The organism is Shinella sp. M27 (assembly GCF_049199905.1).
Taxonomy (GTDB): domain Bacteria; phylum Pseudomonadota; class Alphaproteobacteria; order Rhizobiales; family Rhizobiaceae; genus Shinella.
Genome location: NZ_JBLZPK010000033.1, coordinates 122,171 through 143,243 on the forward strand (window position 1 = coordinate 122,171; position 21,073 = coordinate 143,243).

The 21,073-nt window shown below is 65.1% G+C and carries 22 protein-coding genes; 4 read left to right on the forward strand and 18 right to left on the reverse strand.

Going from position 1 to position 21,073, the window contains the following annotated elements; all coding sequences use genetic code 11:
• Window positions 1–859, forward strand: an 859-nt coding sequence (locus ACOZK4_RS13655; RefSeq protein WP_421592344.1) for a carbon-nitrogen hydrolase family protein, incomplete at its 5' end; no start/stop codon positions are given.
• 20 nt (window positions 860–879) lie between these two features.
• On the opposite strand, the gene ACOZK4_RS13660 is transcribed toward ACOZK4_RS13655, so the two are convergent.
• From ACOZK4_RS13660 to ACOZK4_RS13680, 5 genes are read right to left on the reverse strand one after another with little or no spacing between them, the layout of a single operon-like run.
• Window positions 880–1,812, reverse strand: coding sequence for a phosphatidate cytidylyltransferase (locus ACOZK4_RS13660; protein WP_421592345.1), 933 nt, complete (start codon window positions 1,810–1,812; stop codon window positions 880–882).
• Entirely contained in the window at window positions 1,809–2,459 is a 651-nt protein-coding gene (locus tag ACOZK4_RS13665; protein WP_421592346.1) for a lysophospholipid acyltransferase family protein, read from the reverse strand. The genes ACOZK4_RS13660 and ACOZK4_RS13665 overlap by 4 nt, the downstream gene beginning before the upstream one ends.
• A complete protein-coding gene (locus tag ACOZK4_RS13670; protein WP_421592347.1) occupies window positions 2,459–2,899 on the reverse strand; it encodes a hypothetical protein in 441 nt (146 codons plus the stop codon). Before ACOZK4_RS13670 ends, ACOZK4_RS13665 begins: the two co-directional genes overlap by 1 nt.
• Window positions 2,896–4,230, reverse strand: a complete 1,335-nt coding sequence (locus ACOZK4_RS13675) for a phosphatase PAP2/dual specificity phosphatase family protein (RefSeq protein ID WP_421592348.1) — start codon at window positions 4,228–4,230, stop codon at window positions 2,896–2,898. The genes ACOZK4_RS13670 and ACOZK4_RS13675 overlap by 4 nt, the downstream gene beginning before the upstream one ends.
• Window positions 4,231–4,237: 7 nt before the next feature.
• On the reverse strand, window positions 4,238–5,974 hold the full coding sequence (locus tag ACOZK4_RS13680) for a bifunctional alpha/beta hydrolase/class I SAM-dependent methyltransferase (RefSeq protein WP_421592349.1): 1,737 nt from the start codon (window positions 5,972–5,974) through the stop codon (window positions 4,238–4,240).
• 120 nt (window positions 5,975–6,094) lie between these two features.
• On the opposite strand from ACOZK4_RS13680, the gene ACOZK4_RS13685 reads away from it, so the two are divergent.
• Entirely contained in the window at window positions 6,095–6,691 is a 597-nt protein-coding gene (locus ACOZK4_RS13685; protein ID WP_421592350.1) for a CDP-alcohol phosphatidyltransferase family protein, read from the forward strand.
• 3 nt (window positions 6,692–6,694) lie between these two features.
• Here ACOZK4_RS13685 and ACOZK4_RS13690 read toward each other — a convergent pair whose 3' ends face one another.
• The 6 genes from ACOZK4_RS13690 to ACOZK4_RS13715 all read right to left on the reverse strand — a co-directional run bounded on the left by ACOZK4_RS13690 (window position 6,695) and on the right by ACOZK4_RS13715 (window position 11,931).
• Window positions 6,695–8,005, reverse strand: a complete 1,311-nt coding sequence (locus tag ACOZK4_RS13690) for a replication-associated recombination protein A (RefSeq protein ID WP_421592351.1) — start codon at window positions 8,003–8,005, stop codon at window positions 6,695–6,697.
• 19 nt (window positions 8,006–8,024) lie between these two features.
• Window positions 8,025–8,417: a RidA family protein gene (locus ACOZK4_RS13695; protein WP_421592352.1), complete on the reverse strand. Its 393-nt coding sequence runs from the start codon at window positions 8,415–8,417 to the stop codon at window positions 8,025–8,027.
• A gap of 23 nt (window positions 8,418–8,440) precedes the next feature.
• Entirely contained in the window at window positions 8,441–9,529 is a 1,089-nt protein-coding gene (locus tag ACOZK4_RS13700) for a D-TA family PLP-dependent enzyme (RefSeq protein ID WP_421592353.1), read from the reverse strand.
• A 97-nt stretch (window positions 9,530–9,626) separates the two neighbouring features.
• The gene (locus ACOZK4_RS13705; RefSeq protein WP_421592354.1) at window positions 9,627–10,376 is read right to left on the reverse strand and encodes an SDR family NAD(P)-dependent oxidoreductase; all 750 of its coding nucleotides are present in this window, start codon (window positions 10,374–10,376) and stop codon (window positions 9,627–9,629) included.
• Between the two features lie 10 nt (window positions 10,377–10,386).
• Complete coding sequence (locus tag ACOZK4_RS13710; RefSeq protein WP_421592355.1) at window positions 10,387–11,166, reverse strand: SDR family NAD(P)-dependent oxidoreductase; 780 nt, start codon at window positions 11,164–11,166, stop codon at window positions 10,387–10,389.
• Between the two features lie 33 nt (window positions 11,167–11,199).
• Window positions 11,200–11,931: a GntR family transcriptional regulator gene (locus ACOZK4_RS13715; RefSeq protein ID WP_421592356.1), complete on the reverse strand. Its 732-nt coding sequence runs from the start codon at window positions 11,929–11,931 to the stop codon at window positions 11,200–11,202.
• A 200-nt stretch (window positions 11,932–12,131) separates the two neighbouring features.
• On the opposite strand from ACOZK4_RS13715, the gene ACOZK4_RS13720 reads away from it, so the two are divergent.
• Together ACOZK4_RS13720 and ACOZK4_RS13725 are read left to right on the forward strand one after the other, a co-directional pair.
• Window positions 12,132–13,145: an SIS domain-containing protein gene (locus tag ACOZK4_RS13720; RefSeq protein ID WP_421592357.1), complete on the forward strand. Its 1,014-nt coding sequence runs from the start codon at window positions 12,132–12,134 to the stop codon at window positions 13,143–13,145.
• Between the two features lie 83 nt (window positions 13,146–13,228).
• On the forward strand, window positions 13,229–14,041 hold the full coding sequence (locus tag ACOZK4_RS13725) for a PfkB family carbohydrate kinase (RefSeq protein WP_421592358.1): 813 nt from the start codon (window positions 13,229–13,231) through the stop codon (window positions 14,039–14,041).
• A gap of 4 nt (window positions 14,042–14,045) precedes the next feature.
• On the opposite strand, the gene ACOZK4_RS13730 is transcribed toward ACOZK4_RS13725, so the two are convergent.
• The 7 genes from ACOZK4_RS13730 to ACOZK4_RS13760 all read right to left on the reverse strand — a co-directional run bounded on the left by ACOZK4_RS13730 (window position 14,046) and on the right by ACOZK4_RS13760 (window position 20,983).
• Window positions 14,046–14,915 (reverse strand): DMT family transporter, encoded by an 870-nt coding sequence (locus ACOZK4_RS13730; RefSeq protein ID WP_421592359.1) that lies wholly within the window; start codon window positions 14,913–14,915, stop codon window positions 14,046–14,048.
• 7 nt (window positions 14,916–14,922) lie between these two features.
• On the reverse strand, window positions 14,923–15,894 hold the full coding sequence (locus tag ACOZK4_RS13735; RefSeq protein ID WP_421592360.1) for an amino acid ABC transporter permease: 972 nt from the start codon (window positions 15,892–15,894) through the stop codon (window positions 14,923–14,925).
• A 29-nt stretch (window positions 15,895–15,923) separates the two neighbouring features.
• The gene (locus tag ACOZK4_RS13740; protein WP_421592361.1) at window positions 15,924–17,204 is read right to left on the reverse strand and encodes an NAD(P)/FAD-dependent oxidoreductase; all 1,281 of its coding nucleotides are present in this window, start codon (window positions 17,202–17,204) and stop codon (window positions 15,924–15,926) included.
• Between the two features lie 58 nt (window positions 17,205–17,262).
• A complete protein-coding gene (locus tag ACOZK4_RS13745; RefSeq protein ID WP_313527843.1) occupies window positions 17,263–18,090 on the reverse strand; it encodes a transporter substrate-binding domain-containing protein in 828 nt (275 codons plus the stop codon).
• A 226-nt stretch (window positions 18,091–18,316) separates the two neighbouring features.
• Window positions 18,317–19,075, reverse strand: coding sequence for an ABC transporter ATP-binding protein (locus ACOZK4_RS13750; RefSeq protein ID WP_421592362.1), 759 nt, complete (start codon window positions 19,073–19,075; stop codon window positions 18,317–18,319).
• Window positions 19,072–20,013 (reverse strand): iron chelate uptake ABC transporter family permease subunit, encoded by a 942-nt coding sequence (locus tag ACOZK4_RS13755; RefSeq protein WP_421592363.1) that lies wholly within the window; start codon window positions 20,011–20,013, stop codon window positions 19,072–19,074. Before ACOZK4_RS13755 ends, ACOZK4_RS13750 begins: the two co-directional genes overlap by 4 nt.
• Window positions 20,006–20,983 (reverse strand): ABC transporter permease, encoded by a 978-nt coding sequence (locus tag ACOZK4_RS13760; RefSeq protein ID WP_421592364.1) that lies wholly within the window; start codon window positions 20,981–20,983, stop codon window positions 20,006–20,008. Before ACOZK4_RS13760 ends, ACOZK4_RS13755 begins: the two co-directional genes overlap by 8 nt.
• Window positions 20,984–21,073 lie beyond the last annotated feature (90 nt).

The window sequence follows — 21,073 nt, forward strand, 5'->3', positions numbered from 1 at the left end:
GGACAATTCCCGTTTCCTGATCGCAGGCATCCAGATGCCGGTGCCGATCGGCGGCCGCAACATCACGGCGATGACCATCCAGGTCGAGAAGACCATGGCGCTCTTTCCGGGCACGGACATGATCGTCTTTTCCGAGCTTGCCATGCATGGGCCGCTGCATGCCTGCATGGCGCCGGACCCGGCGGTCGACGAGGCCGTTTTCCAGGCACTGGCCGCAAAACACCGGGTCTGGATCATCCCCGGCACCTATTTCGTGCACCGCGAGGGGCGGACCTACAATCATTCCGTCGTCATCAATCCCGACGGCGAGATCGTCGGGCGCTACGACAAGATGTTCCCCTTCATGCCCTTCGAGGCGGGCGTGACCGGCGGCAACGAATTCCTGATCTTCGACGTGCCCGACATCGGCCGCTTCGGCCTGTCGATCTGCTACGACATCTGGTTCCCGGAGACCACGCGCACACTGACGTCGGCGGGCGTCGAGGTGCTGATCCACCCCGTGCTGACGGGCACGACGGACCGCAAGGCGGAACTTGCCATCGTGCAGGCGACGGCGGTGATGTTCTCCTGCTATGTCGTCGACGTAAACGGGCTGGATGCCGGCGGCGTCGGCCGCTCGCTCGTTGCGGACCCGACCGGCAACATCGTGCACCAGTGCGGCCAGGTGACGGAAATCTTCCCCGTCAGCATCGATCTCGGGCTGGTGCGCCAAGTGCGCGCGGAGGGCGCCAACGGGCTGGGCCAGGTGCTGAAATCCTACCGCGACCGCACCGTTGCCTTCACGACCTATGAGAACGGCGGGGCATCAACCTATCTCGACAGCCTCGGCCCACTGGCCCCCATGCCGAAGCGGCGCTAACGGTCGTCTGCCGGGCCGTCTCACGTCCAGGCATAGCGCACGATATGGAAGAAGACGGGGGCGGCGAAGACGAGGCTGTCGGCGCGGTCGAGCATACCGCCATGACCCTCGATCAGGTGGCCCCAGTCCTTGACGCCGCGGTCGCGCTTGATCGCGGAAGCAACGAGGCCGCCGAAGAAGCCCATGATGCAGGCAAGCCCCGCAAGTACGCCCGCCTCGATGGGCGAAAAGGGCGTCAGCCAGTAGAGGCCGGCACCGAGAGCCGAGGCGCTGACGATCCCGCCGATCAGGCCCTCCCAGGTTTTCGACGGCGAGACATTGGGTGCGATCTTGTGGCGGCCGAAGAGCTTGCCGAAAATATATTGCAGGACGTCGCTGCCTTGCACCGTGGCGATCAGGAAGGCGATCAAGAGCAGGCCGCGCCCCTCGTTGCCGGGAATGGGCAGCGTCACCAGAGCCGGCACATGACTGATGCAGTAGACGGAGAGCATGATGCCCCATTGCTGCTCGCTGACCCGTTCGAGGAAGCGGGAGGTGTCGCCGCGGATGGCCGTCAGCGCCGGCATGGCGAGGAAGCAATAGACGGGAATGAAGATCGAATAGAGCCCGTACCAGTCGATCCAGATCAGGTAATATTGCGTGGGGATGATGATCAGGAACATGCCGATGAGCGTCCAGCGGTCGGCATGGCGCGTGTTGGTGAGCGTCACATATTCGCGCAAGGCGGCAAAGGAGACGAAGGCGAAGAGCAGGATCACGCCGCCTTTGCCGAACAGGAAGGCCACGGTGATGCCCGCCACCATGATCCACCAAGCCTTGATGCGCGCATTGAGATTTTCCAGCGTTTCCGGCAGCGGCTTGGGGCTGCGCCAGGAAAGCCCGCCGGCAACGAGGCTTGCCGTGGTGAGGATGGCGACGAGGCCCCAGAAAAGGCAGGTTGTGTCGTCGTTCATCGGCGGGTTCCATCCCTGTTGGGCGCGAGCGTGAGAAGGGCATTGCGGGCACGGTCGAGAAAGACCTTGCGATCCTCCCCCTCCTGCAGCGCGACGGGCGTGCCGAACACGACGCGGCAGAGCAAGGGGATCGGCAGCACGGCGCCCTTGGGCAGAACGCGCGACATGTTTTCGATCCAGCAGGGCACGAGTTCGACATCCGGCCGGGCGCAGGCAAGGTTGTAGAGGCCGGAGCGGAAGCGCAGCAAAGGCTCCTCCGTCATGTTGCGCGTGCCCTCGGGAAAGAAGATCAGCGACTGACCGGCATCGAGCGCCGACAGCATGACCTGCATAGGGTCTGCGGCACGCTCCACCCAGTTGCGCTCGACGAGAACGGTGCGCAGCAGCCTGCCCGCGATGAAACGCCTGACGGCGCCGGCGTTCCAGTAATCCGCCCCGGCAACGGCGGCGGTGCGGGCACGCTCGGGCGGGGTCAGGCAGGTCGAGACGAGGATGAAATCGCCGTGGCTGGCATGATTGGCGAAATAGATGCGCTGCCGGCCGTTCGGCCCGGTGCCGGCCCAGATCGGCCGCACGCCCGTCACCGCGCGGGAGAGGCCCGCCAGCACCGCGCCGGCTGCGGTCTGCAAGAGGGACGCGCCGTTCATCATATCGCGCCGCCTCCCGCGATCATGTCGAGCAGCAGAACGAGGTAGAGCGCAACGCCGATCGAAAGCGCGATGCGCTGCAACCGGAGGAGCCGGCCGCACCCGGCAAGGCGATCCGCCAGGGGAGCCGGAACGGGGCTCGCGGAACGCAGGCCCATGCGGGCGAGCACGTCGTCGATTGCGGTGAGCCCCGCCGTTTCATCATCATGGGAGGCGGCCAGTCGAAACAGGGCAGCATCGAAGAGCAGGTGTACGGAGACGGCAAGCGGCAGCAGGCAGAAGGCGAGCAGCAGCCACCAGGCAAGCGGGCCGGTGAAGCCTTCCGCCCCCGCGGTCGGCGGAGCGATGGCAAGGATCAGCAAGGCCACCCCACCGCCGGCAAGACCGTTGCGGCGCAGGCGCTCGACAGTGTCGTTCATCACCGTCTTCCAGTCGCTCATCGCGCCGCCTCGTCGATGGCGGCGAAAATCTCGGGCCGCAGATGCACGGGGCGTCCCGCCGCCTTGATCCGCTCGCCGGCAATCGCGGCATTGGCCGCATGGCCCGCGCGGATCAGCCAGCAGGCGGCGACCGCGGCACTGCGCTGGAAACCGAGGGCGCAGCAGATGAGGACCGGCCCATGGCGGCTCGCATCTTGGACGGCGAGTGCTGCCTCACGAATCCGGCCGGTCTCAAGAGGCAGAAGGTCCGTCGAAGGAAAGGCGTGCCAAACAAGGCCGGGTGCGGCGATGGCCGGCATTTCCGCCGTCATGTCGATGACGGCGACATAGGTCGAAAGCTCGGAGCGCCGCGGCGTACGGCCGAGAAACACCCCGTCGGCAAGCTCGACGGCGGGGGCGAGGTTTCGCGTCCACCAGAGCACATTCAGTCTCGCGCCGAGGCGATAGGGCCAAAGCAGCCAGCGGCTGGCAAGGCTGATGCGCCCATCCGCCCGTTTCTGGAAGACACGCGGGCCGGCGCCGGCATAGCCGAGAGCGACGATGGCGAGCGCCAAGGCCGGCCAAAGGAGGAGAAGACCACCACCGGAACCGTATGTCGTGAGAACCGTCAGCAGCAGGAAGGCTGCGGCACCAGCCGCATAGAAGCGCGCCAGCCGCCAGGCCTTCGCATCCTCCGTCCAGCGAAATCCGGCCAGCGGCGAAGGACCTTGCGCGGGAAAAAGCCAGAGCGCGAAGAGGCCGAGCAGCGCGCCGGTCGGGATATCGATGAGATGGTGCTGCCAGGTCGTCAGCACCGACAGGCCGATCAGCAGGCTCCAGACATGCCAGAGCGCGAGCACCGCGCCATGCAGCCGGCCGCGCCAATGATCCCAGATGATGACGAGCAGCGCGATATGCAGCGAGGGCGCCTGGTTGAACGGCTTGTCGAAGCCGCCAAGCACGTCGAACATGAAACCCGGCAAGCCATGCGTCTCCGGCCGCACGAAGATCGCCTGCAAGGGGAAGGCGATGAAGCAGATGACGGCGACGATCTGCGCCGTCAGATAGCGTCGAGCCAACCGTCCGACGGCCTCGGATGTTTCGTTGACGAAGAGCGAGAGCGCATAGAAGGCGTTGATCGACCAGTAGGGCACGATCGTCCAGGCGAGAAAAGGAATGTGCCGCTCCCAGCCGAAGGCGAGGTTGGGCACGGAGGCGCGCTGCGCGGCCAGCCAGTTCGCCACGCCATAGGTCAGGTAGAAGAACGGCGCGAGGAAAGCGAGCCAGAGCGCCGCCGCGCGGAAAACGGCGCGGCGATCGACGGTCGGCACGGAAACGATCCCCTCCCCCATGCCGCCCTCAGATGCGCTCGGCCAGCGAGACGGTGAAGATGCCCCATGTATCGATGCGCTGCTCGATCTTGCGGAAACCGGCGGCGGCGACCAGCTGGTCCATCTCCTGCTGCGTGCGCCGGCGCATGATCCACGCCTCGCCGCCACGATGCGAGGTGAGCGCGCGGGCGATCATTTCCAGCTGCGGATGCCAGGGCTGGCCTGTGTAGACGAGCAGCGACCCCGGCTCCAGCGCCCGCGACAGGCCGGCAAGCGACGCCTCGATCTGGGCGTTGTCGGGGAAGAGTTCGTAGAGACCCGAGACGATGGCGAGCGTCGGCCGCGGCTCTATCGATGCCAGCCCGTCCGTATCGAAGGCATCGGCCCGGTGGAAACTGGCGATGTCCTGAAGGCCGCGCTCGGCGATCAGCGCCGTGCCCTTCTCCACATTGATCGGCGCATAATCCTGCAGGCGGATGCTGTCCGGCTTCGCCTGCGAGGCCGTCACCGCATCCAGCACATAGCGCCCGTGGCCGGCGGCGATGTCGAGCACATGGATCGCCTTGCCCTCGCTTCTCAGACGCGAAAGCGCCTTGCCGATCAGCTCTTCCAGATGCACCTTGCGCTGGCGGATGCCGCGCCATCCGATGGCATCGAGGAACTGCCGGTCGATCAGCTGCCCGCCGGGGCCAAGGCCGCGCGGCTCGTTTTCATAGATATAATCCAACGTCGAGCCGGAATCGAAGCCGGTACGCACGCCTGTGGCGATGCCCTTGGAAAACAGACCGCCGATCCGGATGGAGGCGCGTGTCAGCGCCCAATAGGCACCGCGCGGCGAAAACATCGAGAGCGGTGTCGCCAGCCGGTCGGCCTCGTCGCGGGTATAGCCCGAGAGATGCGCGCGGCGGACATCCACAACGACGGGCGGCTCGGCAAAACGCGCGAGGATGAAGCTGCGCACCTTGTTCAGCGCCTTGGCCCGATCCCGCTCGCCGAGCGTATCGTGGAAGAAGCCGGGCAGCACATGGCGTTCCTTGATCGTGCTGCCGAGATTTTCGAAGAAACGGTGCTGCGGGCCATGGCGCACAACGAAATCGCTGCCGGAAATGAGAAGCTGCGTCGGCACGGTGATGGCGCGGGCATCCGCGACCACGCGGTCGGCCGCCTCGTAAAGCTCCAGCAGGATGTTGGACGCGATGGGGCGGGTGATCAGCGGATCGGCCTCGAAGGAGGCGATACGCTCGGGGTCATGCGTCAGGAAACGCGCCTTGACGTAGGAATTGACGAAAAACGTGCCCTTCAGCTTCTGCCAGAGCGAAATGCCCTCCCGTGCGAAGGGCACATAGAGCTTGACGCTGAAGGCGGGCGAGGCGAGCACCAGCGCGCGGATATCGGGCGCATAGTCATGCACCCAGGTCGCGGCCAGCACCGCGCCGACGCTCTGTGCCAGCACGACGACCTGATCCATCGCAAAACCGTCGGTCTCGCGGATATGGCGCACGAAACAATCGAGATCGCGCACGGAATGGGCGAAAGACGGCGAATGGCCGCGCTCGCCGGGCGAGCGGCCATGACCGCGCGCATCCCAGGCATAGAAGGCGAAATCGGCAAGCCCCAGCTCCTCGGCGATATGAGCGACGCGGCCGCTGTGCTCGTGGCCCCGATGGAGCAGAACGATCGCACCTTTCGCCGTGCCGGAATGGGCCGGCCAGAAGCGATAGAAGAGTTCTACGCCATCATGGCTCGCAAAGGCCTTTTCGATCATGCTGTCCCCCTCATGCGGATGTCATTCTCACCTATACGGATGAAGCTCCATATTTGCAGTTGATTTCCCGTCGATTGCACATTCATTTCAGCCGAAGCAATCGAGCGGATTCGAGCATTCATGTCGATCTATAAACTGAAATCGTCCTTCCAGACCCTTCTCAGGCCCTTGGTCGGGCGGCTGGCCGCCATGGGCCTCACGGCAAACCAGGTGACGCTCGTCGCCGCCATTGTCTCCGTCGGCATCGGCGGCCTGCTGCTTGCCCGGCCCGAGCCCGCGCTTTTCGCACTGGTGCCGGTCTGGATGTTTTTGCGCATGGCGTTCAACGCGGTTGATGGCATGCTGGCCCGTGAACATGGCCAGAAGAGCGCGCTCGGCGGCTATCTCAACGAGATCACGGATGTCGTGTCCGATGCGGCGCTCTACGCGCCCTTCGCGCTCATCGCACCCTTTTCGCTGCCGTGGCTGACGGCGATCATCTTCCTCGCCACGCTCACGGAATTTGCCGGCGTGCTGGGCATCGCGCATGGCAATGGCCGAAATTACGAGGGGCCGATGGGCAAGAGCGATCGGGCGCTGCTGTTCGGGGCGCTCGGGGCGCTCGTTGCGGTTTTCGGCACCTTGCCGGCCTGGACATGGCATATCCAGCCCATGGCCTGCGTGCTGCTCGCCTGGACGGTCGTCAACCGGGTACGCGCCGGGCTCGCCGCCGCATAGGCCTCAGCGCTTGAACCGGCCCGGCGTCGGCCGGCCGGTCACCTGCTCCCAATGCTCGTCGGCGCGCCGCTCGAAGGTCGCGGCATCGCGCGCATCGCTCTGGTAGAAGGCGCCGCGCGGCACATCGGGCGCATAGACCTGCTCGCTCCAGCCGCGCCCGTCGTCATGCGGGAAGGCATAGCCGACATGGCCGAGGGCGGCAGCACCCTTGTAATGCGCATCGCGCAGATGCATCGGCACGGCCGATGGCGCCTCGTTCGCCACATGGGCAAGCGCCAGCGAAATGCCGCGGCAGGCGGAGTTGGATTTTGGCGCCCGCGCGACATGAAGCGCGGCGTGAGCAAGGATGATCTGCGCCTCGGGATAACCGATCTTTTCGACCGCATGGAGCGCCGCCACCGCCGTCTGGAGTGCGGTGTTGTCGGCAAGACCGACGTCTTCGGAGGCATGGATCATGATGCGGCGGGCGATGTAGCGCGGGTCCTCGCCGCCATGGATTAATCGGGCAAGCCAGTACAGCGTCGCATCGGGATCCGAGCCGCGCATGGATTTCACGAAGGCGGAGACGACATCGTAATGCGCGTCACCCGAGCGGTCGTGGTTGACGGGAGCTGCCGCATAGGCCTCCTCCACCATCGCCTCGGTCAGCACGACCGGCTGGCCCGGCGCATGGCCGACGGCGAGGCTTTCCAGCACCGTCAACGCGCGGCGTGCATCCCCGCCGGAACGGCCGGCGATGCGGCGCAGCTGCGCCGGCTCCAGCCGCACCTCGATGCCGCGCTCTGCCAGATGCCTCACGCCACGGCGCACCACCTCCTCCATCTCCTCGATAGCCAGCGGCTCCAGCTTGAGGATCGTCGAGCGGGAAACGAGCGCGGGCGTCAGCGTGTGATAGGGATTGCCGGTGGTCGCGCCGATGAAGTCGGCGACGCCCTCCTCGCAGAGCGCCAGAAGATGATCCTGCTGCGTGGCGCTGAAGCGATGCACCTCGTCGGCAAAAAGCAGGGTCGGGCGCATACGCGCCTCGTCGGCGATCTTCCTGATGTCGGCGACATTGTTGTGAGCGGCGTGCAGCGGCCGGAAATTCTTGCCGAGCATGTTGCCGATGGCCCGCGCGATCGACGTCTTGCCGAGGCCCGGCGGGCCATAGAGGATGACGCTGCCGAGCCGGCCTGCGGCGATGCGCCGGCGCAGCATCGTGCCCTCGCCGATCACTTTTTCCTGGCCGATCACATCGTCCAGCGTCGCCGGCCTGAGCTCGGCGGCAAGCGGCATGGAGCCGGTGCGCGGCGCGGCGTCGAAAAGATCGGTCATCGCAGTCCTCGTCGAAAAATCAGGCCGGCCGCCGGCGTGCCGCGATGGCCGTCACTTCCACCTTCATCTCGGGGTCGGCAAGGGCGGCGACGCCGACCGCGCAGCGGACCGGATACGGCTTCTTGAAATAGCTGCAATAGACCTCGTTGAAGGCAGGGCGCTCGTCGATATCGGTGAGATAGATCGTCAGGTGCATGACGTCGGCGAGACTGCTGCCGGCCTTTTCCAGCGAGGTCTTCAGGCTTTCCAGCGTCGCGATGCTCTGGGTCCTGATATCGCCGGTCTCGATCGAGCCATCGGCGCGCAGCGGAATATGCGTCGTGAAGAGCAGATTGCCGAGACCTGTCGTGTCGGAGGAAATCTCGCTCTCGTCCGTATCCTCGATGAAGAAGGGGGCGTTGTTGTCAGCCATCGGCTGTTCTCCTTTTTGGGGCTTCACCAGACCGTGCCGCGCGCGGCGACATCCTCCACGCGGGTGACGATGCCGCCCCGGTGGAAGACCATGCGGTCGAAAAGATTGCTGACGACGCAGGTGTGGTTGGGTACGATCTTCACCACGCTGCCGATCGGCGGGAATGTATCGCCATAGGCGCTGATATCGACCACCGCATGCTCCTCCGAGAGCGACAGGATGCGCGCCTCCTCGAAACCGTCGATCTCGCCGTAATCGGAAAAGCCGAGCAGGTCCGACGTCAGCGCCTTGGAACCGGCATCAAGCACGGCGCGGTTTTCCGTGGGACGCGAGACGACGGTCGCCAGGATATGCATGGCAAGATCGGCGCGCGTGCAATGGCCGGCGCGCACCATGCTGCGGTCGTTATAGACATAGGTTCCCGCCCGGTGCTCCGTCGCCGATGGCACAAGGTGGGCCTTGAACAGATCCGGCGAGCCGCCGCTGGAGCGCACCGGGCAATCGAGGCCCTTTGCCGCCAGAAGCGCCATCGTGCCGGACAGGAAGGCTTCGATCGCTTCCGCGCCACCCGGCGCGGGATAGGTGAGGAGACCGCCGAAACGCAACGCCAGCGATGCGGCGATCCTTTCGGCAAGTGCGGCCGCCGCTTCAGGCGTCTGCACGCCGCAGCGCTTGCCGCCGGTGTCGCATTCAACCAGCACGGTCAGGGGACGCGCCGCATCGAAGGCGCCGGCCAGCCCCTCAACGGTGACCGCACTGTCGGCGACGACGCTCAGATGCGCCACGCGCTCATGCAGCGCGCGGAGACGCCGGAGCTTGGCTGCACCCAGAATGTTGTAGGTGATGAGGATGTCGTCGAAGCCCGCATCGGCGAAGACCTCGGCCTCGCTGATCTTCTGGCAGTTCAGGCCGACGGCACCGGCATCGCGCTGGGCTTGCGCGACCGAGACGATCTTGTGCGTCTTGATATGCGGGCGGAAAGCCTTGCCGTGCTCTTCACAATAGGCCTGCGTGCGACGGATATTGGCGGCGAGCCGGTCCTCGTCGATGGCGGGCATGGGGGTTGCGACCTGATCGAGCGGCGTGCCGGCTTCGGGCCAGGGAGAATACATGGCGGGACCTTCGGATTTGCGCGGCGCCCGCAAAGGGCACCCAAGGATGCTTCCCGCACTATGGTACGAAACGGCGCGGGAAGAAACGGCTTTGGGTCTATGCCTTGCGTTCCTGCAGGATGTTTCCACCGTCCACGACGAGCACCGCCCCGTTGACATAGCTCGCCTTGGGCGAGGCGAAGAAAACGACGGCCGCCGCCATCTCGTCCGGCGTGCCGGCCCGACCGCAGGGCGTCGCCTGCGCCGCGCGGCGTTCCTCTTCCGTGGAGGCCCCCGTATCGACCCAGCCAGGCGCGACGGCGTTGACGGTCACGCCGCGCGGACCGGCTTCGAGCGCCAGCGCATGGGTCATGCCCACCATGCCGGCCTTGGCGGCGGAATAGGCGGTTTCGCCAGGATTGGCGACATAGGGCCCAGTCACCGAGGCGATGTTGACGATGCGGCCGTAGCCGTCGGCATACATGTCCGGCAGGTAGATGCGCGTGGCGAGAAAGGCGGTCTTCAGGCTGACGGAAATGCCGCGATCCCAGTCCGCCTCCTCCAGGTCGACGAATTCCCGTTGCAGCGCCGGCTGCGCGACACTGCCCATGCCGGCATTGTTGACGAGAACCGATGCCGGTCCCGTCGCCTGCCGCAGGGCCTCGACGGCGGCCTTGTCGGTGAGGTCGCAGATATGGCCGGTCGCCGCGAAGCCCGCAGCACGCAATTCCTCGGCGCGGGCGAAAATGCGCGTGCTGGTCGCGACAAGATGAACGTGAAGCCCCTCCTCCGCAAGGCTTCTGGCACAGGCAAAGCCGATACCGTCGGCGGCACCGGCTCCGGTGATGATCGCGGTCTTGCGCTGCATGGACCTCTCCTCAATAGCCGGCGGTGACGCCGAAATCGATGGAGAGGGCCGCGCCGGTGATCGGCGCTCCGTCAGGCTCGCAGAGGAAGGCCACCATGCGGGCGATCTCCTCCGGCTTGATGAAGCGTGCGGCCTCCTGCTGCGGATAGTTGGACAAGAGCTTTGCCTTGTACCCACCCGGATCGCCGCCGCCGTAGCGCTCGGCCTGGAATTCGATCATCGGGGTCGCGACATCGCCGGGGCAGACGGCGTTGACGCGGATCTGGCGCGGCGCGAGCTCCAGCGCCAGCGCCTTGGTGAGCAACACGAGGCCGCCCTTCGACGCGCAGTAGATCGCCGCCCCGTTGTTGCCGACGAGGCCGGCATCCGAGGCGATGTTGACGATGGAAGCGCCGGCGCCGAGATGCGGGATCGCCGCCTGGATCAGGAAGAACGCGCCCTTGAGATTGACGTCGAAGACGACATCCCAGTCCGCTTCCGTCATGGTGGTGGAATCGCCCTCGCGCCAGACGCCGGCGGAATTGACGACGACATCAAGGCGCCCGCGCCAGGCGAGAACAGTCTCGACGGCGGCGGCGCAGGAGGCGATCCGGCGCATGTCGAGCGGCACGGCGAGCGCATCGCCCCCACCCGCGACAAGGGTATCAACGGTCTGCGTCAGGCGCTCGCCATCGAGATCGGCAATGGCAACGGCATAACCTTCCCGCGAAAGTCGCGCGGCGATCGCCGCTCCCATACCGCCGGCCCCGCCGGCAATGAGCGCTACTCTTTTGGTCGCCTGATCGGTCATGTCTGCCTCTGTGGGGATGGGTGGCCGCCCGCTTCACTTGCGGGTCAGGCTGAAGGAAAAATGGCTGCCGCGATGATAATCCACGGCATAGTTCACTGGGATGCCGGCGATGTTGAAACAGGTTTCGGTGATCAGCAGCGCCGGACCGAAATCCCGGAGGCCATGCCGCTCGACCACGTCGTCCGGCAGCATCACGGCCGAAACGCTCGCCGCCGACATGCGGGGGCGGTTGGCGTGTTGCTCGAGGATCTTCATCAGCGACCCGCTCCACTCGATATCGTAGAGCCGGCCGGGGATGACACTGCGGGGCACATAGTCGATGCAGTAGAGGATCGGTTCGTCACCATGCAGACGGATGCGCTCGATACGGATGACGCGGTCGGCCGTCGCGAGCCTGAGGCTCTCGGCGACGCGCTTGTCCGGCGCTTCCTCGGAAATCGACAGCACCTTGTTGACGGGGCGATAGCCGTAGTGCTGCGCCATGTCGGTGACGCTCTCGAAGACTGTGATCGGCCGATCGACCTGCACGGCCGAGAGCGCCGAGACGAAGCGTCCGCGGCCATGCTCGACATAGATCACGTCGTCCTGTTCGAGCAGCTTCAACGCCTCGCGCAGGGCGGGCCGCGAAATCTTGAAGCGTTGCGTCAGCTGTGCCTCGGTCGGCAGCTTGTCGCCCGGCTTCAGCCCTTCGTCCTTGATCAGATCGGCAACCCGGTCCCGCAACTGGACGGCAAGGGTGCGCGAATCGCGAAGGGGTTCCTCCACCGGATGCCTCGTTCGTCGTTGTCGTCACCTTTCTTGTCTGACAAATTCCCGGTGGTCAAGGCGCTGCCCGAACAGCCGCGACCTTGTGCAATATGTTACGCTTTCGCCTCTCTGGAAAATTCATGACTCGCCTTGACAGGCGCGCATCACGATGTCAGTTGTCTTACAACATTGAAACTCATGACTATGAGGGCACGTCCATGCTGAACTTCGACGAACAGAGATTCCTGCGCATCCAGTCCGGCGCCGTCGGCCTGCAGAAGCGGCTGGAAACGGTGGTCGCATCCTGCCTTGCGGCCGGTGCGGAAAACATCTTCTTCCTCGGCACAGGCGGCGCGGCGATCCTCATGCAGCCGGCAGCCCAGCTTTTGCAGCGCCGCTCGCGCTTCCCCACCTTCATCGACATGCCGGCGGAGCTCGTGCTGACCGGCTCGGCGAACCTGACGGACAAGTCGATCGTCGTCATGCCTTCGCTGTCCGGCACGACGAAGGAAAGCGTGGCACTGCTCGCCAGGCTCAAGGAAATCGGGGCCACCGTGCTGACGCTCGTCGGGCATGAAGAAACCCCGCTCGGCAAGGGCGGCGACCATGTCTTCGTCAACTTCGCCGAGGACGACACGTCCTGCGAATCCTTCTATCTCCAGTCGCTCTTCGTGGCGCTGGCGATCCTCAAGCATCGCGGCGAGATCGACAACCACGACGCCATCGTCGCGGAACTCGCGCGCCTGCCGGCGCTGCTTCTGGAGGTCAAGCGCGCCTATGAGCCGAAGGCGGACGCCTTCGCCAAGGTGCTGGCCGGATCCGACTTCCACATCGTCACCGGTGCGGGCAATGTCTGGCCGGAAGCCTTCTACTACGGCATGTGCATCCTCGAGGAGATGCAGTGGATCCGCACCCGTCCGGTGCATGCATCCGACTTCTTCCACGGCACGCTGGAGCTGGTCGAAAAGGGCGTGAGCGTCATCCTGTTCAAGGGCGAGGATGCCCTGCGCCCGCTCGCCGAGCGCGTCGAGAACTTCGCGCCGAACTACACGGACAAGCTGACGGTGCTCGACACCGCCGAGTTCGACCTGCCGGGCATTTCGCCCGAGGTGCGCGGCCTCGTCTCGCCGGTGCTGCTGGCCACGGTCCTCGAGCGCATCAGTGCGCATCTCGAAGTCATGCGCAACCATCCGCTGACGACCCGCCGCTATTACAAGCGCGTCGCCTACTGATAGCGACGGCTTGACCTGAACGCCTGCGAGCCGCGAATGCGCCTGTCCGTATTCGCGGCTTTGCCGTCCCTGAAGAGAACAGCATGAAGAGCTTCCGCTTCGCCGCCGTCGGCGACAATTGTATCGACCGCTTCCGCCCGCCCGTCGCGCAATCGCTTGTCGGGGGCAATGCGGTGAATGTCGCCGTTCAGCTCGCGCGGCTCGGCCAGGTCTCGTTCTATTTCGGTGCCGTCGGCCCGGACGCAGCCGGCCGCTGGACGCGCGAACTGCTCGCGCGAAACGGCGTCGATGTGGGGCATCTGAGGGAGCGCGAAGGCATCACCGCCTATACTGACATCGATGTCCTGCCCTCCGGCGAACGCGTCTTCGTCCATGAGGATTTCGGCGTCTGCGCCGGCTACCGGCCGGATGCGGCCGACATCGCCGTGCTCAAAACCATGGATCACGTCCATATCGGCTGGATGGACGATGGCGGCGCCCTGCGCCGCACACTTGCCACCGCCGGTATCAGCGTCTCGCAGGACATTTCCGTCAATGCCGACCCCGCTGATCTCGGCACCGGCGGCCTTGCCATCGCCTTCGCTTCGGCGGGCAGCGAGGACGGTGCGGCGGATCGGCAGCTGGAGCGCCTGCTTGGCGACGGCGTGCCGCTTGCCGTCGTGACGCGCGGCAGCAAAGGCTCCGTCGTGAGCGATGGCACTGCGCGTTTCGAGGCCGGTATTCGCACCGTCGAGGTCATTGACACCACCGGCGCCGGCGACAGTTTCATCGCCGGTTTCCTCGCCGCCCGCATCACCGGAAAACCCCTGCCCGATTGCCTGGCGGCCGGCCGCGACCAGGCGGCGGCGACCTGCACCCATGTCGGCGGGTTCCCACAGGATGCCCGGCCGCTCTGAGCGGTTACTTCAGGATCAGCCAGCCGGAAAAGATGATGATCGCGGCACCCATCAGCGTGTGCATCTCCACGGGCGTCGAGAAGAGGAAGGTGCCATAGAGGCAGCCCCAGATGATCTGGCTGTACTGGAACGGCGCGACAACAGAGGCTTCACCGACCCGGAAGGCGCGGACAAGCAGCGCATTGCCGACGATCATCAGCACGCCGCCGGCTACCGCATAGCCGAAGAGGGGAAGGTCGAGCGGTTTCAACTCACCGGAGACGGCCGCCACGGCGAAAGCGACGGGCGTCATCACCACGAGAAGGCTTGCGACCAGCGCCTCGTCCGTCTCCGCCATCTTGGTCCGGCGCAGCAGGATCAGCGACAGCGAGAACAGCACCGCCGAGGCGAAAGCGGCGAGATGGCCGAGATTGAGCGGTGCGGCACCGGGCTTCAGCGCCACGGCGACGCCGGCAAAGCCGACCAGCACGCCCAGCCAGCCGATGCGCGACAGCCGCTCGCCCAGAAAGACGAAGCTGAGCATGGCGACAAGGATCGGCGTCAGGAACGCGATGAGATAGGCTTCGGCCATCGGCAGCGTGGCGAAGGCGTAATGGATCAGCAGCGTATCGAGCGCCAGAAGCAGCGCCCGCCAGAAGGCGAGCGACGGCTGGCGCGGGATCAGGCGGCGAACACGGCCCGTGACGAGTGCATGGCCCAGAAGCAGGATCAGCGCCGTAGCGGTGATGAGGAACGTCACCTGCGGCGCCGGCATCGTTCCTGCCATGATCTTGACGATGGCATCGGTCGCGGAGAACACGAAGAAAGCCACGAGCACGATCAGCGCGCCCTTGCCGTTCGACGGCACGACCGGCGTTCCGTCGCTCTCTGCCACGGAGGCCTCAGCGGACATTGAAGCGGCCGAACCTTTCTTCGATGCGGGACTGGGCATATTCCAGGCCGATCGAAAGGATCCAGTAAATCATGGAGGCGGTGATCAGCATTTCGATGTGACGGAACTCGGTCTGGCCCTGGGTGCGCGCAAGATACATGATTTCCCACACGCCGACCACCGAGACGAGCGAACTATCCTTCAGCATCGCGATGAACTGGTTGCCCGTCGGCGGGATGATGACGCGCATGGCTTGCGGCAGGATGACGAGCGTCATCGTCTGGGCCGGGCTGAGGCCGAGCGCGGTCGCACCTTCCGTCTGGCCGCGGTTGATGCTCTGGATGCCGGCGCGGAAGATTTCCGTCATATAGGCGCCGTAGCAGAGCGACAAAGCGAGAATACCGGCCGGAATGGCACCGATGACATAGCCCACCTGCGGCAGACCGAGATAGATGATGTAGATCTGCATCAGGAGCGGCAGGCCGCGGAACAGCGACGTGTAGAAGGTCGCAAGGCCGTAGACGACGCCATTGCTGGAGAGTTTTGCAATGGCGCCGGCAAGCGCGATGATCGTGGCAATCAGGATCGAGATCGCGGAAATGAACAGCGTCGTCGTCACACCCTGCGTGATGAGGAAGCCGATTTTCTTGGCGATGAAGGCGAAGGAAAGATCGAACGAATAGAAGAACAGCATCAGGAGCACGAAAAGCTCGACCCAGACGCCGACCACCTGCCAGCGGCGCGGCAATTGGCGCAGCGCCTTCCAGTTCGCCGCAACGATGAGCGCGATCAGCACCGACGAGACAATGCGGCCGACAACCTGATTCTCCTTCAGCCAGTCGACCGAGGACGGCAGGATATGGCCGATCCAGGCGGAGCTGACGCCGATGGAATAGAGCACCGACGCGACGATGGCGAGGATGAGCAGGCCGCCGGCCCTGCGCGATGCTTCGGGATAGGTGAGTATCAATCGGCCAATCATGTTCCGCCCCTTGTTCTCGTTGAAGCCGCTTACGCTGCGCGCTCGCGCCACCAGTCCTGCGCCTGGAGTTTCCAATAGGTGAGCTGCGCCACGGCAAGCCCCGCAAGACCACCGGCCCAGACGAGGCCGAAGGGTTCGAAGAGCTTGTAGCGCTCGGTTTCGCCAAGAATGCCTTCCGCGATAACCTTGCCGCCGATGGCCGTCGTGTTGAGGCCATGGCCACCGAAGGCGGTGCAATACCAGACGCCGGGGCTCATGCGCCCGATCTGGGGCATCAGGTGGCGGGCATAGGACATCAGGCCCGACCAGGCGAGCTCGGTCTTGAGGCCGGCGAGCTGCGGATAGGTGCCGACCATTTCGGCGCGCAGTTCCTTGACGAGACCGGCCGTGGAGGCGGCGTGGGTGGTGATGCGGCCGCCCCAGAGGATGCGGCGCCCGCCATCGACGAGGCGATAATAATCACCGGCCCGGCGGTTGTCGCCGATAGCGCTCTTCGTGGCGATCGCCGAGGCAATCAGCTCGGGCGCGTCCTCGCTGACCATGACATAGGTGGCGATGGGCAGGTAGGAGCGCTTCAGCTTGCCGTTCAGCGATCCGGTATAGCCACCGGTCGTGAAGACGACATCCTTGGCTTTCACCTCGCCGCCGGATGTCTTGACGCGTTTTTCAGCGCCGGAAAAATCCACCGAGACGGCAGGCGACTGTTCGCAGATACGCCCGCCGAGCCGCTCGATTTCGACGGCGATGGCGCGCAGATAGTTGAGCGGGTGCATGTGGAAGGCGTTGGGATTGCGCAGCGCCTGAAAATAGCGCTCGGATTTCAGCACCGCGCGCACGGCATCGCGGTCCATATATTCGAGTTCATAGCCGTATTCGCGACGGGTCTCTTCAGCATAGGCCTTGAGGCTTTCGCCGTCGTCATAGCGCAGCACGCTCATGATACCCAGTTCGGGCTGCGCGTCTTCGATGCCGAGCGTCCGGATATTGTCGCGGATGAAGTCCATGCCTTCGATGGAGAGGTGGTGTAGCTTGCGCGCCGCATCCTTGCCGGTCACGCGGGCAATGTCGTCTCCACCCGTCGCATAGCCGGGGCCGACGAAGCCGCCATTGCGGCCGGACGCGCCAAAGCCGACGCTTTCGGCTTCCAGCACCGTGACGCGCTTGCCGGCACGGGTAAGCTGCAGCGCCGTGGTGAGGCCGGCAAGGCCGGCGCCAATGATGACCGCGTCGCATTCGACCACGCCCGAAAGCGCCGGGCGCGTCGTCTGGTCCGCCATGGTTCGTTTGTAATAGGTGTCCGGATAGGCCATCGCATGCTCCCCCTCAAATGAAATGGCGCGGGCAAAAGCCACCCGCGCCGGTCTTGCGTCAGTCGGCGCTGTAGTCCTTGCCGTACCACTTGGTGGTGAGAGTCCCCAGCGTGCCGTCCTTCTTCATCTCCTCGATGATGCCACCGACCTTGGCGGTCCATTCCGGATCGATCTTCTCGGCGATGACGACGAGCGGCTCGCGGAAGGCATATTCGCCTTCGAGAACCTTGACCGGATAGCCGTTCTTGATGGCGTTCATCGCGGTCTGCTCGGGCGCGATCACCGCATCAAGGCGAACGCCGGGGCCAAGGCGCAGGTCGTCGAAGGGCAGCATCGAGTCGGCAAACGTGCGGACTTCACCCGGCTCCAGCTTGTATTCGATCGGCGGCAGGCCCGGCGCGTCGATTTCGAGCTTGCGGTTGATGAAGTCTTCCGAGGTCGTCGCCGTTTCGACGCCGATCACCTTGCCGTTGAGGTCGGTGACGGTCTTGGCGTCGCTGTCCTTGTGCACGACGTAGACATAGGGGCTGTAGTAGTAGATGCCGACGAAGTCGATCACCTGGGCGCGGGCCTTGGTGGGCGTGACCGAGCCGACGCCGAGATCGTAACGGCCCTGCCAGCGGCCGCCGGTCAGTGTGGCCCAGTCCGGGGTCTCGAAGCTCACCTCGACGCCAAGGCGCTTGGCGATCTCGCGCGACACGTCGATGTCGAAGCCGACCATCTCGTTGCTGTCGTCGAGATAGCTCTGGGGCGGCCAGCCGCTGTTCGTGGCGACGACCATCGCCTTCTTTTCCATGACGCGGTCGAGCGTCTCGCCGGCCTGGGCCGAAACGGCGGCAGCGACGAAGGCAGCACCTACGGCCAGGCGCATGAAGAGCTTTTTCATGTGGTCCTCCTTGTGATCCGTCAGTTCGGATCCCCATTTATGTAAGATGTCTGACAACTGAATGTGTCAGGGGAACACTTCCCGAGTCAAGGGCGGCAAGCGGGCGAACTCATGAAACGATGAGATGAGCCCATAGAAATCCGTTATGAATTCGTCCTGCACAGGAAAATGCTCCCGGAGGGGGCCATCGGGACGTTGTCGTACATCCTAGCTTCCTATCAAAGCTTCAAAGCTGATGCAGCGCGAACGGTTTGCCTTCGATCGTCTCTACACGCATGTGGAAACCGAAGACCGCCTCCAACCTGTCGGGCGTGAGGATTTCGGCGGGTGTGCCGTCGGCAACGATCCGCCCGTCTTTCATCGCCACGATCCGGTCGGCATGGGCGCTCGCCTGGTTGATGTCGTGCAGCACGATGACGACGGTTTTGCCCTTCGCATCGGCGACGGATCGCAGCGAGCGCATCAGAGCGCGGGCATAATACATGTCGAGATTGTTCAGAGGCTCGTCGAGCAGCAGATAATCCGTGCCCTGGGCAAAGGCCATGGCGACAAGCGCACGCTGACGCTGGCCGCCGGACAGCGTCTCGATGAAGCGGTCGCTGAGATCGGTGAGATCGAACTGCGCGATGGCGGCGTCGACGATGGCGTGGTCCTCGTCCATCAGCCGGCCGCGGCCATGCGGAAAACGCCCGAAGCCAACGAGTTCGCGCACCCGCAGGCGGCTTGCGATCGTCGTGTCCTGCCGCAGGATGGCGAGGACCTTTGCAAGGTCGCGCCCGGGCGTCGTATCGACCGGCAGGCCGTCGACCGAGATTTTGCCGGTCTGCAGCGGCTGGAGCCGTGCGACGAGCGAGAGCAGCGTGGATTTGCCCGCACCGTTCGGGCCGATCAGCGCCACGACGCCACCCTTCGCGATTTCGAGGCTGACATCGTGCAGGATGGGCGTCGTCCGGTGCTTGAAGGAAACGTTGTCGATGCGGATCATTTGCGGCTCCCGAGGATCAGCAGCAGGAGGAAGATCAGCCCGCCGACGAATTCGATGACGACGCCGAGCGCCGTCGCACTGCCGAGCGCATGCTGGAACAGCGTTTGCCCGCCGACCAGAACGACGATGCCGGTGAGGGCGGCGGCCGGCAGCAGCACGGCATGACGGCGGCTGTCGACGATGCGCTCGGCAAGTGCCGCTACGAGCAGGCCGAAGAAGGCGACGGGGCCGACGAGCGCGGTGGAGACGGCGACGAGGGCTGAGACGAGCAGCAGGAGGCCGGTCACATTGCCCGCCCAGTTCACGCCGAGCCCGGTCGCGGCATCGGGGCCAAGCGAGATGACATCGAGCACATGCCGTGCGCGCCAGGCGATGATGACGGCGAGGACCGTCACGATGGCGGCGAAGACGAGCAGATCCGTGCGCACCGCGTTGAAATTGGCAAAGCTTGCCGATTGCACCACGGAAAACTCGTTGGGATCGATCAGGCGGGCGAGCAGCGATTGCAGGCTACGGAACAGCACGCCGAAGACAACGCCGGCCAAAAGCATCAGCCCCATATCGAGCCGGCTGCGCAGCATCGGCAGCAGAAGGGCACAGGCAAGCCCCATGAGGACCAGCACTTCGAGGCCGAATTTCAGCTGCGGATCGAGCGCCACATAGCCGACGCCGCCAAGCAGGAAGACCAGCAGCATCTGGCCGAACAGATAGAGCGCGTCGAGGCCCATGATCGAGGGCGTCAGGATGCGGTTGCCGGTGACCGTCTGGAAGATCACCGTCGACACGGCGATGGCGACGCCGACCTGCACCAGCGCCGCGAGCTTCAGGAGACGCAGCTCCAGCACGAAGGCGATATTGCCCTTGAGGCCGATGGCGAGGAAGGCGGCTGCCACCGCAAAGGCGGCGAGACCGAGGCCGAACAGACGATGATCAGCCATGGCAGCCCCGCCGGAAGAGCAGCCAGAGGAAGACAGCGCCGCCGACCACGCCCATGACCGTACCGACGGGGATCTCGTAGGGATAGCGGATGAGCCGGCCGGCAATATCGCAGGCGAGCACCAGCCCCGCCCCGCCAGCCGTGACCCAGCCGAGCGTGCCGCGCACATTGTCGCCCATCAGCCGCGAGACGATGTTGGGCACGGCAAGCCCCACGAAGGGGATCATGCCGACGACGACCACGGCAAGCGCCGTGATGACGGAGACGATGACAAGGCCGATCTGCATCATGCGCGCATAGTCGATGCCGAGCCCGATGCTCGCCTCGCGGCCGAGCGCCATGATCGTCAGGCGGTCAGCAACGAGCCAGGCGACGGCAACCATAATTGCCGCGATCCACAGCAATTCGTAGCGCCCGCGCAGCACGCCGGAGAATTCGCCATTGGTCCAGACGGAGAGGAATTGCAGGAGGTCGGCCTGCCAGGCGGCGAAGGTCGCGACCGCGCCGATCACCCCGCCATAGACGATGCCGAACAGCGGCACGAGAAAGGGCTGCTGGGGCGGCAGGCGATGCGCGGTGGCAAGAAAGATCGACGTACCGACAAGGGCCGCGCCGCTGGCGACCAGCGTCTTCGCCCAGAGGGCCGCGGCGGGAAAAAGCAGCGTGACTAGGAGGATGCCGAGCTCCGCGCTCTGTGCCGTGCCGGCCGTCGCCGGCTCGACAAACCGGTTGCGCGAGAGCGTCTGCATGATGAGGCCGGCAATCGCCAGCCCTGCCCCGCACAGCACGGCGGCGAGCGTGCGTGGCAGGCGGCTGACGACAAGCAGCTGCATCGCCTCGGGGTCGCTCAGGACCTTGCCGAGCGGCAGTGGGCTGACGCCGACGGCAAGGCTCAGCACGAAGAGGACCGCGAGCCCGAGCCCCGCGATCACGCTCGTCCGGAGTGATGGCTGGAAAACGGCTGGCGTCATTTTACGGTGGCAAAGCCCTGCCTGATCGCCGGCAGCACGGACACTTTCGCAATCTCAAGGCAGAGGGTGAATTGGGGCACGGCCGCTCCT

What these genes read in the sequence shown, in the direction of transcription:
- ACOZK4_RS13660 (WP_421592345.1), bottom strand. Translation starts at nt 1,812, where the DNA reads ATGAACGACGACACAACCTGCCTTTTCTGGGGCCTCGTCGCCATCCTC.
- ACOZK4_RS13665 (WP_421592346.1), bottom strand. Translation starts at nt 2,459, where the DNA reads ATGAACGGCGCGTCCCTCTTGCAGACCGCAGCCGGCGCGGTGCTGGCG.
- ACOZK4_RS13670 (WP_421592347.1), bottom strand. Translation starts at nt 2,899, where the DNA reads ATGAGCGACTGGAAGACGGTGATGAACGACACTGTCGAGCGCCTGCGC.
- ACOZK4_RS13675 (WP_421592348.1), bottom strand. Translation starts at nt 4,230, where the DNA reads ATGGGGGAGGGGATCGTTTCCGTGCCGACCGTCGATCGCCGCGCCGTT.
- ACOZK4_RS13680 (WP_421592349.1), bottom strand. Translation starts at nt 5,974, where the DNA reads ATGATCGAAAAGGCCTTTGCGAGCCATGATGGCGTAGAACTCTTCTAT.
- ACOZK4_RS13685 (WP_421592350.1), top strand. Translation starts at nt 6,095, where the DNA reads ATGTCGATCTATAAACTGAAATCGTCCTTCCAGACCCTTCTCAGGCCC.
- ACOZK4_RS13690 (WP_421592351.1), bottom strand. Translation starts at nt 8,005, where the DNA reads ATGACCGATCTTTTCGACGCCGCGCCGCGCACCGGCTCCATGCCGCTT.
- ACOZK4_RS13695 (WP_421592352.1), bottom strand. Translation starts at nt 8,417, where the DNA reads ATGGCTGACAACAACGCCCCCTTCTTCATCGAGGATACGGACGAGAGC.
- ACOZK4_RS13700 (WP_421592353.1), bottom strand. Translation starts at nt 9,529, where the DNA reads ATGTATTCTCCCTGGCCCGAAGCCGGCACGCCGCTCGATCAGGTCGCA.
- ACOZK4_RS13705 (WP_421592354.1), bottom strand. Translation starts at nt 10,376, where the DNA reads ATGCAGCGCAAGACCGCGATCATCACCGGAGCCGGTGCCGCCGACGGT.
- ACOZK4_RS13710 (WP_421592355.1), bottom strand. Translation starts at nt 11,166, where the DNA reads ATGACCGATCAGGCGACCAAAAGAGTAGCGCTCATTGCCGGCGGGGCC.
- ACOZK4_RS13720 (WP_421592357.1), top strand. Translation starts at nt 12,132, where the DNA reads ATGCTGAACTTCGACGAACAGAGATTCCTGCGCATCCAGTCCGGCGCC.
- ACOZK4_RS13725 (WP_421592358.1), top strand. Translation starts at nt 13,229, where the DNA reads ATGAAGAGCTTCCGCTTCGCCGCCGTCGGCGACAATTGTATCGACCGC.
- ACOZK4_RS13735 (WP_421592360.1), bottom strand. Translation starts at nt 15,894, where the DNA reads ATGATTGGCCGATTGATACTCACCTATCCCGAAGCATCGCGCAGGGCC.
- ACOZK4_RS13740 (WP_421592361.1), bottom strand. Translation starts at nt 17,204, where the DNA reads ATGGCCTATCCGGACACCTATTACAAACGAACCATGGCGGACCAGACG.
- ACOZK4_RS13745 (WP_313527843.1), bottom strand. Translation starts at nt 18,090, where the DNA reads ATGAAAAAGCTCTTCATGCGCCTGGCCGTAGGTGCTGCCTTCGTCGCT.
- ACOZK4_RS13750 (WP_421592362.1), bottom strand. Translation starts at nt 19,075, where the DNA reads ATGATCCGCATCGACAACGTTTCCTTCAAGCACCGGACGACGCCCATC.
- ACOZK4_RS13755 (WP_421592363.1), bottom strand. Translation starts at nt 20,013, where the DNA reads ATGGCTGATCATCGTCTGTTCGGCCTCGGTCTCGCCGCCTTTGCGGTG.
- ACOZK4_RS13760 (WP_421592364.1), bottom strand. Translation starts at nt 20,983, where the DNA reads ATGACGCCAGCCGTTTTCCAGCCATCACTCCGGACGAGCGTGATCGCG.